Below are 13,434 nucleotides of genomic sequence, written 5' to 3' on the forward strand. Positions count from 1 at the left end.
AAATATCCTGTAGCTGCAAGGACAAGAAAAAGAGGGAGCCCGTATTTCAAGAATACAGACAAAAGGAGCAGGAACGCCTTTTCTTCTACACTTAGATCGTCGCGCATAATCTTATCCTCCGCTTCGTTGTTCCATAAATAAATATACACAAAAACCGCCGAAAATGCAACACTTTTCTGTACCCTTTCTGTGTATGCAGACGTTTTTCAACCCGACAACCCCGTTTTTCGATGCCGAGGGGCACCCCATGGTAGGCGCCAGGGTGTCCTTTTTGGACCTCTCGACCAACGCAAGCCTAATCGAACTCACCGACAGCGAGGGGACGTCCCTCCCCAACCCCCTATTCACGGGCAGCGACGGCCGCCTGAGGCTCGAAAACGGGAACGGGGCCCCTGCTGTCCCCTGCATCGCCGACGGACTCTCCTACAAGGTCGTGGTGGCCAAGAAGACGGGAGTCGAGCCCATCTTTATGGGCGGAATCCTCCAGAACCCGGAGGAACTGTACGAGGAACCGTTCATCGCGTTCGTCGTGACCGCCATGGGCGGTTCGGGAAGTGGTGCCGACACGGCAATAATCGGGAGCGTCGCCGACGTGCGCCTGGCAGACAAGACGCTCGGCGCCGTGGTCTGCTCCGGCTACTACGAAGAAGGCGACTGCCCCGCACGCGTGTTCACGTGGGTGGAATCGCAGGAGCCGCCACAGGACAACGGCATCAACATACTGCGCAATCCGGAAGACAACACCGGTTACTGGAAGATGTCGGACCCTCCGGCAGGCACGTGGGACGTGCGCATGGCGGGCGTGTTGGTTTCCGAAACACCCGAACTGAACGCGCAGCGGCTTACAGCCCTGTTGAACCTCGTTCCCTCGATATACTTCCCTACTGGAAACTGGGCTCTCGCTGGCGGTTTCACTTGCAAAGCGCTGGTCATTGAGTCAGGGGTGAGGTTTATCCCATCCGCGAATGATTACGACCGGGTTATTTACGCAGATATCCTGGAGAATCGCGGAGGCTATTTCTGTGCCTTCGGGGACAACAGTTCTGACAAGCGCGTACGCATCGTGACAAAGAGCCCGCTTCATACATCATGGTTCATGGGGACGCTGAACGAGTTCCTGTCAGATCCGGCAATTGCGACCGCAAAAGAAATTGTTTTTGATTCAAACTACAGAAACGGATCTACATCAATTACTATTTCAAATAAACTTGTGAAAATTTTCGACGGTGTAACCATCGGTAACACAATTAGGTTCTCCGACTGCATCATGATGTACTACGGCTTCGGTTCCCTGAAGGCAACCAGTTTCAGCATTTCAAGCGTCTCCGCCGGAGTCACACTCGACCTCGCTGGTTTACGGATGGGCGACTCAAATTCGAACGTGGAAGTCAACCGCGCAGGAATGGTCGCGAAGAATTCCGACGAGTCCTTTACAATGGCTATCGATTTCGAGAAGTTACAGTTTTCTGGAACGCAGGGACAATGTACGTTGCAACATTCGTCGATAGAATTTGCAGCAAGCGGAAACAAAAAAGCAACTCTTAGCGGAAACGGGCTTGTCGTATCTAAAGGAGAAGACGATGACGAAGAGATGGTTTCCATCGATAATCATGGAATAGACTCTACTAATCCGATAGAAATCAGGGAGGGTGCCTTAACTCCATGGACTAAAATAAACCCCAACAATTCTGAAATCATCAATGGCATATTCACTATCAACGACGACTACTTCGATACCTCCAAAAGGCTTTTCATAAATGCTCAACACGCAACTGATTATAGACATGGGTATAATATTAAAATTACTGCAGAAGCAATCCCTGGTCGAATAATTAGAGTCTACTGTAATGCAGACGACCCGTATGATTCTGCATTCGCTACAAGTCACATGGTTGGTGTTATGAACGCCAATAACCTATATCACACCACACTAATGGCTGGTGGAAGTGTAACCCTGAAAGCATATAATAATGGATGGGTACTAGACCCATGGAGCGTATAATGGCTGCACAACTCTCCCCTTCCCCGACACTCCGCTTTTACGGCACCGACGGCAAGCCGCTCGCTGGCGGTTTCCTCATCACGTACGATTACGTGACATCGCATCAAATCGCCACATGGGCAAACGCTGACATGTCGGCTCTTAATCCGTGTCAGATACAGCTCGACGCGAATGGCGAGCCCTCTCAGAACGGGGTCCCCGTGAAAGTGTTCCTGGAGGAAGGGCGCAGGTACAAGTTCCGCTGGTTCGACAGCGAGATGAACCCTGTCGGCTGCGCCCAGCCGGTTCAGACAGCATCCGTCCACTACGGCGACAACAACGTGTTCAACTACTATGCCGATGTGCAGGGGATTGACGACGAGATCGAGGTCACCCCCAGCACCGATCCGGAAACAGGGATAAGAAGTTTCTTTGTAGGCCTCGCAAGCTCTGTCAAGCAAGCCATCGAAAACCTGGTTTCCGGGCTCCTTGCCGCAAAGACGGAAGTCTTGCCGGGCCGAAACATCGATATCGACGAAGATACTGCAGAGGACGGACACACGGTCTATACCGTGAACGGCGTAGAAAGCGTCCCGAATGTCGAAATCATAAGCCCGGAGGGGACTCTGGATATCAGCGAGGAAACGGATCCCCAGACGAACACCAAGACATTTGAAATCGACGTGAAGAAGGCTTCCGGGGAAGACTTCTGGGGACACTTCCTGAACGCAGGCCAATGGAAAGAGGTGACGACTGCCGAGACGGTTCTTGACACGCCACAGAAGGTTCAGGGCGAAGGGAACATATCGATGCCGCTCCCCGCCGGCATATACGATTTCAAGATAGAGCTTGCAGGCTGTTTCGAACAACAGCAGATATCGACAACGTACCAGAAGTACGACCTGAAAATCAAGTACGGAAACCGTGAACTGCGCGCGCAATCCTTCCTTTTCGACAGTTCGATTCCCGATTTCCAGACGTTCTGGTGCGGTTCCGTCGTAAAGCTGGAAGAACCCGGCAACGTTACGTTTACGCTCAGGTGCATGGATCAAAACGGTTCCATGATGGCCAAGGTCTCGCACCTATTCGTCCATGCAATCGGTGGCATTTCCGGAGGCGGAGGCGGAGGCGGAACAGAATATTCCGCTGGTGCCGGTATCGACATCGACGAAGACAAGATTTCCGTTAAGGTCAAGGAAGGCGGAGGCCTTGCCATCGACGACGACACCAACGAACTTAAAATTGACCCCGAATCCGATGTCGGCGAGGTCGTCGAGGAAGTCCAGAAAATCACCGAAGACCTCGACAAGAAGCTGACGGTGAACTTCGATATGCCCGGAATTTCCGCCATGTTCGATTTTGCTGATTCAAACGTAACGACCCTATCCAATGGTGCGACGATGCTCTGCCAGGCGTTTACCGTCCCAATCAACAACAAGATTAGGGTTGTCGCCGCTGGTCAGGAAGACGCGACGTTACTCGGAATCTATGCCAAACAGGGATACGGCACCAAGATAATGCTGGCCCTTTACGCATTCGAGTTCCCGGACGAGGAACATCCCTACGGCACAACTGACTATGTTGGAGATACTGGCCCCGTGAGCGTTGCCAGCGGCCTGAACCAGTTTCCGCTGAAGAATATAAACCCGAACGTCGCCGAACTCGAAAGCGACAAGGTGTATTACGCCTGTCTTTATCTGCCGTCCCAACATTCCCAGGGGTTGCTTCTTGCTGGTTGCCCGGGCTATGGCGGCAATACGGTAAACGCGATTCCGAGGTTTACGGTCGGCGTGGAGAATATCCAGAACAACGGTTCCGAAATCAGCATGAACGACCCGACAAGTGGCCTTTACTACAACGACGGGAATGGTAACTACTACATCGGACCCTGGAGTGGCGGCTACAACGAAAGACCCTCCGTGCCCAGATTCTTCCTGCAAATACGTAACGGAGAAGTTGCCGTACCGGAAGAAACAGGGCCTTTCGACGTGGTGGATAACTTCACACTGAAGGCTACATCTACCGTTCAGACGATTTTCGGCAATTCCCTTACTCCGGCAAATTCGGGCATGGTATTCCAGGCGGTAACGCCCAAAGAGAATGTCTCGATTAAGAAATGGGTGGTGCTGGACACAAACCCGAACGACTATTCCAGATTCGGCGGCGACGTTTACAGTTCCGATTTCGGAACGCAGCTTTCAAGCATGGATAATTGCTCTGTAAATGTCACGCAATACGGGACCATTGGCGGCGTTACGCTCTATGCTCACGAATACACGCCGGGCACGCCTGTAAACTTGACGGCAAACACTACATACCGTTTCCCGTCTTGCAGCGTGGCCGGGGCTCTGTCTGCCGTTGTGGTTCAATACGATACTCCGGCTGTAGAAAAGACGCTCCACCTTTTCGAAAGCGCATACAACGTCAACCAATGGGTGCAGAACTATGTCCGTGCAAACGATGTCCAGGGACCGTACCTGAAGGTAGTTGATACAGATGACAACGAATACGTAATCTAGGAGGAACCATGAGCTTCATAAAGAAAATACTCGCGAACGTACGACAGAACCTGAGCGAGGAAGAAAAAAGCTTAGCCCGCGAAAATATCGGTGCGCAGCAGATGATTCTCGATTCTTCCAAATCGACTGAAGTAGAGGGCCCCCTCTCATTCGGCGATTCCGTAGCCACAGATTTTGGAGCAGGATTTAGTCGCGATCCGGAAACCGGACGCGTGTCGTTCGATACAGTAAATACGGCTCGTAGATTACCAGAAATTATCGCTGGCAAAAACATATCAATCAGGCGTCTCGGAATTAGCGACCCGGGCTTCGACTTTGACAAGGCTCAATACAGGATTTCCGCTGAGTTTCCCGAGCGTTTTTCCACGGGAGTCGACGTATCGAGTCCGGGTCAAACAACTACGCTATTCTCAGTCGAAGATTACGATTTTTCCGTTTCGAGCAACTTGTCCTCCGTTTCAATTCGTATCACGAATAACTCGGAAAACGACATGTCTGTAAAAGGCTTTGTCATCAAGGACTACCAGAACATGTCGAACATAGAAAGATACAACGATATCGATTTTACGGTAAGACACGGCGAAACAAAACACTTTTCTTCCATAACGCAATACGAGCTGACTTCAAACAATAACGGACGAATGGAATTCTCGCTTTGGTTCACAGACTGGGTTCTAAGATTCGTTATGCGAAAGACTGGTACGTGCGTTCTTGATATTCTAGTAGAACCTTTTACCTAAATCACCGTAGCATTCGTAAATAACTATGGAAACGCTTTCTATTTTCGAAGACATCGGCAACGTTCTCGGCTACCCTGCCATGCTGCTCGTATTCTGGCTCTTCATCCGCATCAAGGACCTAGAAAAAAGGATGAACGAAGGAAACGAAAGATTCGACAAGATCGAAGACGGCATGGACAAGATTGAAAACAGCATGAGCGAAATCAAGCACCAACTCGGTGTGATACAGGGACAGTTGTCGATGATTACGCGTAGTTGCCCGACTCACACGCCGGAAAAGAGGCCGCTATGAAAGTCTACTCCATCACCACATCGCCCGCTCCGCTAAAGGTGACGCCCATCGGCAATCGCCTCTACCGCGTGGCCGAGGACGTGACGATTCGAGTGAGTACGGATGAAGGCATGTGGGTATTCCGATTCTTCAAGGGGTTCACGACGAACTTCCGCAGCGGCGGGGTGCTAGTCGATTCTTTCATCGACCAAATCGGCGACGAGAAGAAGTCGCTCGTCTACCTCGTCCACGATGCGATATACACGCCGTGCCTCGCGCTCGGTTTTGAGCATCCCGTGTCGCGCCTGCTTGGCGACCAGTTTCTCCGTGCAGGCCTGCGATGGGCAAAGATGGGATCCTTCAAGGCGGCATGCGTCTACAACTCGGTGCGCATTTTCGGAGCTTCTGCATACGAAGAGGACGATGCGCTCACGAGCACCAATTCAAGGTTGTTTACATTCGAGTGGAGGGATAGATGACACTGTCAGAATATGCACTAAAGTTCGTTGGCCGGCCATACGTTTGGGGAGGTGACGGTTCTGGCAAATGCGGCGGCGGTTTCGACTGTTCCGGCCTCGTACTTGAAGGGCTTTGGGCTCTCGGACTATACGACGGCAAGGACGTGACCGCACAGGGGCTTCACGACACGCTTTGCAAGAAGGGGTGGAAGAATGTGCCGAAGGACTTCGTTTTCGATGGAGACATTCTTTTTTTCGGCAAGGCCGTAGACAAGATTACGCACACGGCAATCGCCATAGACAACAATCTGATGGTAGAGGCGTACGGAACAAGTAAATGTACCACGCCATCAAACTCCACTGGCAAGGTGCACGTGCGGCCCATTCGTGCGAACATCGTGGCGGCACTTAGAGCGTATTAGTCTCTCAACTTTCTCGCCGCATCCAACAACAAGGAACACGGCATCTGGTTCGAGTATTAGCGGTCTCTTGTGAGGTATGCACGAATTTATGCACTTTTAAATGCGAAATTTCCCGAAATTGTGCAACATATTACCAAATTAAAACAAGGTTAAACAACGCTAAACAATGGTATAAGATTGCATAAATTCGAGCATAGAGTGCAAAAACAAAGAAAATCGCCAAAAGAGGCTGTTAAATTTATATATTTCTCCCAAACATTGGAGTTCTCTTGAAACCGTCGCCATACTTTGCTGACCAGTTCCGCTTTTTCTTCAAACGATTCTCGGGTAACGAGGCGTTGTTCAAGTGGTTTCTGAAAAAGGCGGGCGAAGACTCCCAGGCATTCGATTTCCCCGGCGCGCTCAAGAACAACCCGAAAACGCTCGTGTTCCTCCCGCGCGATATGGAAAGTGCCGCAGGGTTTCTGCACAAGATGCCGAACACGTGGTTTGCAAACGTGCTCTGCGTCGCGCACGAATCGCTCCATGCACTGATTTCGGCCAAGCGCGCCCACGCCATATACTTCAGCGACTCTGAATGCCGCTTCGGCGAGCGCGTTTTCGACGAACTGGAACAGAAAATCCACGAATTTTCCCCCACGGTCTGCATCTACCTCGGGCAACCGTTCCTTCCCAGGCTCTACCTCGCCAAAAGCAGCGGGGCCGGACTGCGTATCGGTTTCAACTGCGAAGCCTATTACCCCTTCCTGAACATGAGCCTCACACCCGACCAGCTTAGCGAGGCGGAGCTCATCAGCGGCTACTACGGGGTAGGCAAGTGATCCGAGGGACAATCATAACAGAGAACGGCGGCTATGCGGACCTGCACCTGCACACGCGCCTTTCCGACGGCACGCTTTCCGTCGAGGAACTGCTCGCGCTCACCAAGCGCAAGGGCCTCCGGTGCATCTCCATCACCGACCACGACAACCTGGACAGCTACAAGATTGCCGAGGGGCCTGCCCGCGACATCGGGATAGAACTCATCCCGGGCATCGAAATTTCTGCCGTATGGCAGGGCAAAGACATCCACATACTCGGGTACTTCTGCGACCCCACGAACCTCGCCCTCAACATGGAACTCGAGGATTTCGCGAAGCAGCGAATCGCCCGCGTGAAGGCGATTATCAAGAAGTTGAACGCCCTCGGGATAGATATCACCTACGAGAAGGTGCATTCCTACTGCAAGGGAAAGGTCATCGGGCGCCCGCATATCGCCATGTCGCTCGTAGACGAGGAATACATCGGGAACTTTGCGGAAGCCTTCACCAAGTACCTGGGTGACGGCTGCGTCGCCTTCGTCGAAAAGAAGGGACTCAACCCGCAGCAGACCATCCGCCTCATCGAGAACGCGGGCGGAATTGCGGTCCTCGCCCACCCCTACAAGTCGGGCCTTTCCGACGAATTCATCGAAGACATGGTGGAATGGGGAATCAAGGGTATCGAGGTCTACAGCCCCGCACAGAAGGGCGCCGTGGGCCGCAAGTACAAGGAGATGGCCCAGCGCTTCGGGCTCGTGGGTACCGGCGGCTCGGACTTCCACACCGAAGGAGGCGCCTACCCTCCCGGCTGCATGAAGATGCCCTACACCGTGGTTCAAGCCCTCAAGGAATGTCGCGAGAAATCCCGTGCGGAATGGTTCTAGCATGAAGTTCGGCCAGATTCTCGCATACATGCTTTCGGCCCTCGCGCTAATTGCAACGGCAGCCGGCGCGCAGGTCATGAACCCCACGCCCTACGAAAAACCGAAGCCGCAGGATTCCGTGTGGTACGCGCCCGACCGCCCGAGCCCATCCGTGCGCGAGAACGACGCCGGCCGCTGGGGACTCGCCCATACCGAAGTCATGGAACGCCTCTACGACGTCTCGGGCCAAAAATCGGAATGGCTGCTCGGCACCTCCATCCTCGGGAATCCGGAACTCGACCCGTTCTCGATGGGGCTTTCAAACGTAAGCCAGCGCTACCCCTCCATGCTCTCGGGCATCTACACCACCCGCCTCGGGTTCGACCCCTCGCGCCTATCGCTCAACGGCGAGAACGGCATTCTGTTCGAGGAACGGCACGGCATTCCCGTAGATACCCCCATTACCGATGTCGCCTGGGAACGCGGGGCCTTCGACGGCAACGCACTGCACCTCGACTTCCGCAGGCTCGTTACCGACTCGGTGACGCTTGACTTCGGCGTGCAGAGCCGCTCCAACAAGAATTCCAAGGAATACGAGTACCAGAACGTCACCAGCTCGCCGTACTTTGCCCTCGGGCGCGACTCCACGAGCATTCCCTTTTCCGGCAGGAACATCGCCGTAAACACGATGCACGTGCAGCCCATGCTCACCTGGCGATTCGGGCTCGGAAAGGCGCACTTCAAGATGAACTACCTCTCGCTCGAGAACGCAGACCAAACAAGCTACAAGGTGCTGCTCGATACGCTCGACCTTTCCAAGCGCACATTCCAAAAACCGCACTACACCATGGACGAGAAGGCAATCACGTATGGTGGCGGCGTGGAGTTCTACCCCCTCAAGCGGCTCACCCTCGGGGCAAGTTTCCATTACGGCACGCACGAGATAGAATACGATTCGCTCGCAGCTATCGCCTACGATTCCAAGACCTGGACCGACACTCTCGGGGTCGAGCACACCGACAACATGTACTACGACACCACGTGGAAATTCACCTACAACACGATGCTCGGCGACGCCTTCGTGCGTTACGGCACGCTCCTCAACCCGACCATCCACTTCATGTACGAGTTCGTGAACACCGACGAGGAACGCCCCGAATTCAACAAGACTTACTACCAAGACAGGGAAATCGGCTACGGCGAAGTTTCTGACACCATCGGGTTTACGATGTTCCGCGTGCAGGGCGGCATGCAGCGCAACAGTTCCCTCAGGGACCAGGTAGATTTTGCCCCCGCATTCTCGGCCGACGTAAGCGTATTCCTGCCCTTTGACCTGCGGCTCAACGCCATGTTCCGCCACGACAACAAGTTCCCCGAGGTAAGGCAGCTCAAGTTCAACGAGACCGGAAGGCTATCGTTTGCGAACAAGGAACTCGAATTCGAAAAAAGGAACCGTGCGGCAGCCACCCTCGGCTGGTACTCGAAGGAAGTCTACTACGGGCTCGGCGTGCGCTACGAAAGCGCAAAAAACCTCATGAAACAACGTTGGGTCTTGGGCGAAGGCATGGAGTCCGTGCCTACGGCATTCCAGTGGACCAACCTCGACGAGGCATCGACCATCGACTGGATTATGAAGGTCGGGTTCAGGCTCGGGAACTGGAAATTCTACCTGGAACGCGGACAGGTCCTTGACCGCGACGAGCGCATCCTCGACGTGCAGGAGCTCTACTACAAGGGTTCCATCCACTGGCAGAACCGCTTTGTGCGCGACAGGCTCGGCGTGAGCGTCCGCGTGGACTGGCAGTGGTTCGGCACGCACTACGACTGCACCGTGAACGAGGAAGGCCTGCCCGAAATCGAGGAGATGAAGAAGTACCTCGCGCTTGATTTCGAGGCGCGCATGCAGATTCTCACCTTCGAGCTCTACAGCCGCATCGAGAACTTCAACCACAGCATCTACATGCCTGGTTCCGGATACACGCCCGAAGGACTCCGCTTCGCCTACGGCATCGTCTGGACCTTTGGGAACTAAATTTTATATATTCATCAATATGAAAGAACGCATCGAAAAGATTCCCGGACTTGTTATCGATTACCTCAAGTCACTCAACTGGGTCGTGTTGCTCGGCATCGCCCTCTTCTGCATCATTCTCGCCATCGTGAACAACATCCGCGTGGGTGAAGGCAAATCCGTCGAATGGATTGGCTCCCAGGACGTGATGGAAAAACCGGCGGACATCCTGTAGGGGGCAACATGATCGAATGCTTTGAAAAGAACAACATCAAGCGTACGATTGCCTCTGCGGTCGTCCTCCTTATTGCAACCTTCTTTGTCGCCTTCGGTGTGGCCGAAATCAGTTTCCCCGAAAGCATTCTCACATTCACCGACCACGATTGGCTTCTGGATATCTGGCCCAAGGCATACCGCTACAACATCCACCTGGGTGTCGCCGCCTGCGTGATATGCGGCCTGCTCGTAATTCCGGCCATCAAGCTGCAGAAGGATTTTGCCATCCGCGCCCTTGAAGTGCTCTGCAGGTTCGGCATCGGCGGCATGTTCATATTCGCCTCCATCTTCAAGATTCAGGACCCGCACCAGTTCGCGACTCTCGTAGCGCAGTACCAGTTCTTCTCGGCACTGCACGTGGATTTCGTGAACAACTTCTTCGCGCTAGTTTATCCGCAATTTGAACTCTGGTTCGGGCTTGCAATGATTTTCACGCCCTTCGTGAAAGAATCCGCGTTCGCCATCTTCTGGATGTTCGTGAGTTTCATCATCGCGCTCGCCTGGGCGCTCTGGAACGATTTGGGCATCACCTGCGGGTGCTTTGAACTCGAAGGCGCGCAGGACAAGGCTGAAGCCTGGACTAGCCTCATCCGCGACCTGATTCTCATCTGGCCCACGCTGTGGCTTGCAATGCGCAAGAACCGTAGCCTCATCGGCGTTTGGCGCCGATAAGACCGCGGCATCTGGAAAAAGTAGCGCGCAGAAACCCAATTGAAAAGCCCCAGCTCAACCGGGGCATTTTTCTTAATAGATGCCCGCCTTCGCGGGCATGACGAAGTATCCGCACCCGAGACGTCGAACGAGCGGTCTATTTATTCTCTTCGCTGGTGCTCAGCAAGTACGCGTCAATAAACGGCCTAATCTTGCCATCGAGCACGCCCGCGGTATCGGAGGTCTCGACACCTGTACGCAGGTCCTTCACCATCTGGTAGGGCTGCAGCACGTAACTACGGATCTGGCTCCCCCACTCGACCTTCTTCTTCTCGGCCATACGGGCATCGCGCTTCGCCTCTTCTTCCAGGCGGTAGTGCTCGGCCACCATGGTCTTGAGCATCTTGTAGCAGGTCTCGCGGTTCTGAATCTGGCTGCGTTCCGTCTGGCAGCTCGCCATGATACCCGTGGGCAAGTGCGTCATGCGTACCGCAGAGTCCGTCTTGTTGATGTACTGACCACCTGCGCCCGAAGAACGGTAGGTATCCACACGCACGTCAGCCATGTCCAGGTCGAATTCCACGTCCTCGTGCTCGGGGTACAGGTACACGGCGGTAAAGCTCGTGTGGCGGCGGGCATTCGCGTCGAACGGGCTGATGCGCACCAGGCGGTGCACGCCAATCTCCGAACGCAACAGGCCGTACGCGTTCTCGCAGGTCACCTCGATGGTGGCACTCTTGAGGCCTGCGTCTTCCGCCTCCTGGAAGTCCACCACCTTGAATTCCATGTTCTCGCGCTCGAAGAAGTGCGTGTACATGCGGAAGAGCATCAATGCCCAGTCCTGCGACTCGGTACCGCCCGCGCCCGGGTGAATCGACATCAGGCAACTGCAGGCGTCGTCCGGGCCGTTCAACATCTTCTTGAATTCCATCTTCTCGACACGCGCGCGCAAGTCGGCGACATCGTTCTCGATGGTCTTGGTCAGGTCGGCACATTCCTCGTCCTTGCTCATCTCGTAGAGTTCGGCAAGGTCATCGCAAGTCTGGGAGACCTCCTTCCAGGAATCGAGGAGGCCACGCAGGTTGCCGATTTTCTTCATCATGGACTGCGCCTTCTCCTGGTCGTTCCACAGGTTCGGGTCGGCAGAGTCCTTTTCGAGGACGTAGAGCTCTTCGGTCTTCGCCTCTAAGTCAAAGATACCCCCAGAGCTTGTCGATGCGGCTGCGCAGTTCGATAAGCCCGGTATGAGTAGTCTGGAAGGCCATTACTTGCCCCCGATGGCCTGCGGCGGGGTGTACTTCTTGTCGAGGTACTGAACCTTGTAGACCTTCGCAAGTTCGTCCAGGTAGCCCTTGAGCTTCATCTGGCGTTCCTGTTCGGCCTGGAGTCGCAGGTAGTATTCAATCTGGGCCTTGTAGCTTTCATACTTGCCGTCATTACGTTCGGCAAGCATAAAGATATACACGCCGTCCTTGTCGGTAATCACGTCGGTAATCTCGCCCACCTTGATCTTGTTCACGGCCTTCACGAAAGCATCACCCTTGGACTTCGCGACAAACTTCGGCATCACGCCGCCGGTCTTCTTCGCATCCTTGTCTTCGCTGTAGATGGCGGCAAGCTGGGCAAACGGAGCCTTCTTGGTACGCACCTGGGCGGCAAGGCCCTTCAGCATGTCCTTCGCGTCGTTGATTTCCTGAGCCTTCTTGCCCTTCGTAGAAATCCAGATTCGGGCACCGCTGATAGAGTCGTTAATGACAGCCTTTTCCTTGTTGAGTTCCCAGAAAGCCTTCTTCTTCTCTTCGGTCGGGTCCTTCGGGAACGGGACCTTCTTCGCAAGGAGTTCCTCGCTCTTCAGCTGGTCTTCAATCTTCTCGCGGAACTGGGCCATGGTCTGGCCGCTCTGCTTCAGCTGCTTCTGGAAGGCATCTTCGCTCGGGAACTGCTTCTTGAAGAGCGTCGCAAGGCTATCCACGCGGTTAGCGGGCACCTTGATGCCGAGCTTCTTGCATTCGAGCTTCACGAGTTCCTGGCCCACGAGGTTGTCAATAACCGCATAGCGGACCTGAGTCATGGTCTCGTCGTTCACCTTCTTGCCCTGGAACTGCTGCAAGGCAAGCGCCTGGGTCAAGCTATCAATACGACCCGCAGAAAAACCGACCTTTTCCACACGAATGACGTCGATGCTCTTGCTGTTGAGGAGTTGCGCCGAAGCAATGCCCGCGGCAAGCGCCACGGTAAGGACACCACGAGAAATAAGTTTAAGAGACATTATCTATCCTTGTTAAAAAATTCCGCGCTATAATATAGCAAAAGTGTGCAAGGCGAGTGAAGCAGGACTGCTTGCAGGCCTATTTCCGAGCCGCAGCCACGGACGCCGAAGGCGTCAAAATGGCGAGAGTCGCGCCAAAGCCCGAAGGGTTTTGGCATGACCGAGCCTAGCTA

Annotated in this window: 13 protein-coding genes; 11 read left to right on the top strand and 2 right to left on the bottom strand. The window is 54.1% G+C overall.

Annotation, left to right across the window (positions count from 1 at the left end):
* Positions 1-193 precede the first annotated feature (193 nt).
* The 11 genes from BUB22_RS05460 (at position 194) to BUB22_RS05510 (ending at position 11,013) form a co-directional block, all read left to right on the top strand.
* A complete protein-coding gene (locus tag BUB22_RS05460) occupies positions 194-2,002 on the top strand; it encodes a hypothetical protein (protein ID WP_139258744.1) in 1,809 nt (602 codons plus the stop codon).
* Entirely contained in the window at positions 2,002-4,500 is a 2,499-nt protein-coding gene (locus BUB22_RS05465) for a hypothetical protein (RefSeq protein WP_073114264.1), read from the top strand. The genes BUB22_RS05460 and BUB22_RS05465 overlap by 1 nt, the downstream gene beginning before the upstream one ends.
* 8 nt (positions 4,501-4,508) lie before the next feature.
* The gene (locus BUB22_RS05470; protein ID WP_073114265.1) at positions 4,509-5,240 is read left to right on the top strand and encodes a hypothetical protein; all 732 of its coding nucleotides are present in this window, start codon (positions 4,509-4,511) and stop codon (positions 5,238-5,240) included.
* Between the two features lie 25 nt (positions 5,241-5,265).
* Positions 5,266-5,532: a hypothetical protein gene (locus BUB22_RS05475; RefSeq protein WP_073114266.1), complete on the top strand. Its 267-nt coding sequence runs from the start codon at positions 5,266-5,268 to the stop codon at positions 5,530-5,532.
* On the top strand, positions 5,529-5,990 hold the full coding sequence (locus BUB22_RS05480; protein WP_073114267.1) for a hypothetical protein: 462 nt from the start codon (positions 5,529-5,531) through the stop codon (positions 5,988-5,990). The genes BUB22_RS05475 and BUB22_RS05480 overlap by 4 nt, the downstream gene beginning before the upstream one ends.
* Entirely contained in the window at positions 5,987-6,391 is a 405-nt protein-coding gene (locus tag BUB22_RS05485) for an NlpC/P60 family protein (RefSeq protein WP_073114268.1), read from the top strand. The genes BUB22_RS05480 and BUB22_RS05485 overlap by 4 nt, the downstream gene beginning before the upstream one ends.
* 269 nt (positions 6,392-6,660) lie before the next feature.
* Complete coding sequence (locus BUB22_RS05490; protein WP_073114269.1) at positions 6,661-7,212, top strand: hypothetical protein; 552 nt, start codon at positions 6,661-6,663, stop codon at positions 7,210-7,212.
* The gene (locus BUB22_RS05495; RefSeq protein ID WP_083535404.1) at positions 7,209-8,075 is read left to right on the top strand and encodes a PHP domain-containing protein; all 867 of its coding nucleotides are present in this window, start codon (positions 7,209-7,211) and stop codon (positions 8,073-8,075) included. The genes BUB22_RS05490 and BUB22_RS05495 overlap by 4 nt, the downstream gene beginning before the upstream one ends.
* Positions 8,059-10,086 carry a hypothetical protein gene (locus BUB22_RS05500; RefSeq protein WP_254794651.1) on the top strand — a complete coding sequence of 676 codons (2,028 nt, stop codon included), beginning with the start codon at positions 8,059-8,061 and terminating at the stop codon, positions 10,084-10,086. The genes BUB22_RS05495 and BUB22_RS05500 overlap by 17 nt, the downstream gene beginning before the upstream one ends.
* 19 nt (positions 10,087-10,105) lie before the next feature.
* On the top strand, positions 10,106-10,300 hold the full coding sequence (locus BUB22_RS05505) for a hypothetical protein (protein ID WP_073114271.1): 195 nt from the start codon (positions 10,106-10,108) through the stop codon (positions 10,298-10,300).
* An 8-nt stretch (positions 10,301-10,308) separates the two neighbouring features.
* On the top strand, positions 10,309-11,013 hold the full coding sequence (locus BUB22_RS05510; protein ID WP_073114272.1) for a MauE/DoxX family redox-associated membrane protein: 705 nt from the start codon (positions 10,309-10,311) through the stop codon (positions 11,011-11,013).
* A gap of 136 nt (positions 11,014-11,149) precedes the next feature.
* On the opposite strand, the gene prfB is transcribed toward BUB22_RS05510, so the two are convergent.
* Together prfB and BUB22_RS05520 are read right to left on the bottom strand one after the other, a co-directional pair.
* A protein-coding gene (gene prfB, locus BUB22_RS05515) for a peptide chain release factor 2 (RefSeq protein WP_139258746.1) occupies positions 11,150-12,257 on the bottom strand; the annotation gives its coding sequence in 2 pieces (ribosomal slippage) (positions 11,150-12,184 and positions 12,186-12,257; 1,107 coding nt in all).
* Positions 12,257-13,261 carry a peptidylprolyl isomerase gene (locus BUB22_RS05520; protein ID WP_073114274.1) on the bottom strand — a complete coding sequence of 335 codons (1,005 nt, stop codon included), beginning with the start codon at positions 13,259-13,261 and terminating at the stop codon, positions 12,257-12,259. Before BUB22_RS05520 ends, prfB begins: the two co-directional genes overlap by 1 nt.
* Between the last annotated feature and the right edge of the window lie 173 nt (positions 13,262-13,434).

This window comes from Fibrobacter sp. UWCM (genome assembly GCF_900129735.1).
GTDB lineage: Bacteria > Fibrobacterota > Fibrobacteria > Fibrobacterales > Fibrobacteraceae > Fibrobacter.

Excerpts from the sequence above, each read along its gene's own strand:
- BUB22_RS05480 (WP_073114267.1), top strand. The coding sequence starts at position 5,529 with ATGAAAGTCTACTCCATCACCACATCGCCCGCTCCGCTAAAGGTGACG.
- BUB22_RS05470 (WP_073114265.1), top strand. The coding sequence starts at position 4,509 with ATGAGCTTCATAAAGAAAATACTCGCGAACGTACGACAGAACCTGAGC.
- BUB22_RS05465 (WP_073114264.1), top strand. The coding sequence starts at position 2,002 with ATGGCTGCACAACTCTCCCCTTCCCCGACACTCCGCTTTTACGGCACC.
- BUB22_RS05460 (WP_139258744.1), top strand. The coding sequence starts at position 194 with ATGCAGACGTTTTTCAACCCGACAACCCCGTTTTTCGATGCCGAGGGG.
- BUB22_RS05520 (WP_073114274.1), bottom strand. The coding sequence starts at position 13,261 with ATGTCTCTTAAACTTATTTCTCGTGGTGTCCTTACCGTGGCGCTTGCC.
- BUB22_RS05510 (WP_073114272.1), top strand. The coding sequence starts at position 10,309 with ATGATCGAATGCTTTGAAAAGAACAACATCAAGCGTACGATTGCCTCT.
- BUB22_RS05475 (WP_073114266.1), top strand. The coding sequence starts at position 5,266 with ATGGAAACGCTTTCTATTTTCGAAGACATCGGCAACGTTCTCGGCTAC.
- BUB22_RS05485 (WP_073114268.1), top strand. The coding sequence starts at position 5,987 with ATGACACTGTCAGAATATGCACTAAAGTTCGTTGGCCGGCCATACGTT.
- BUB22_RS05505 (WP_073114271.1), top strand. The coding sequence starts at position 10,106 with ATGAAAGAACGCATCGAAAAGATTCCCGGACTTGTTATCGATTACCTC.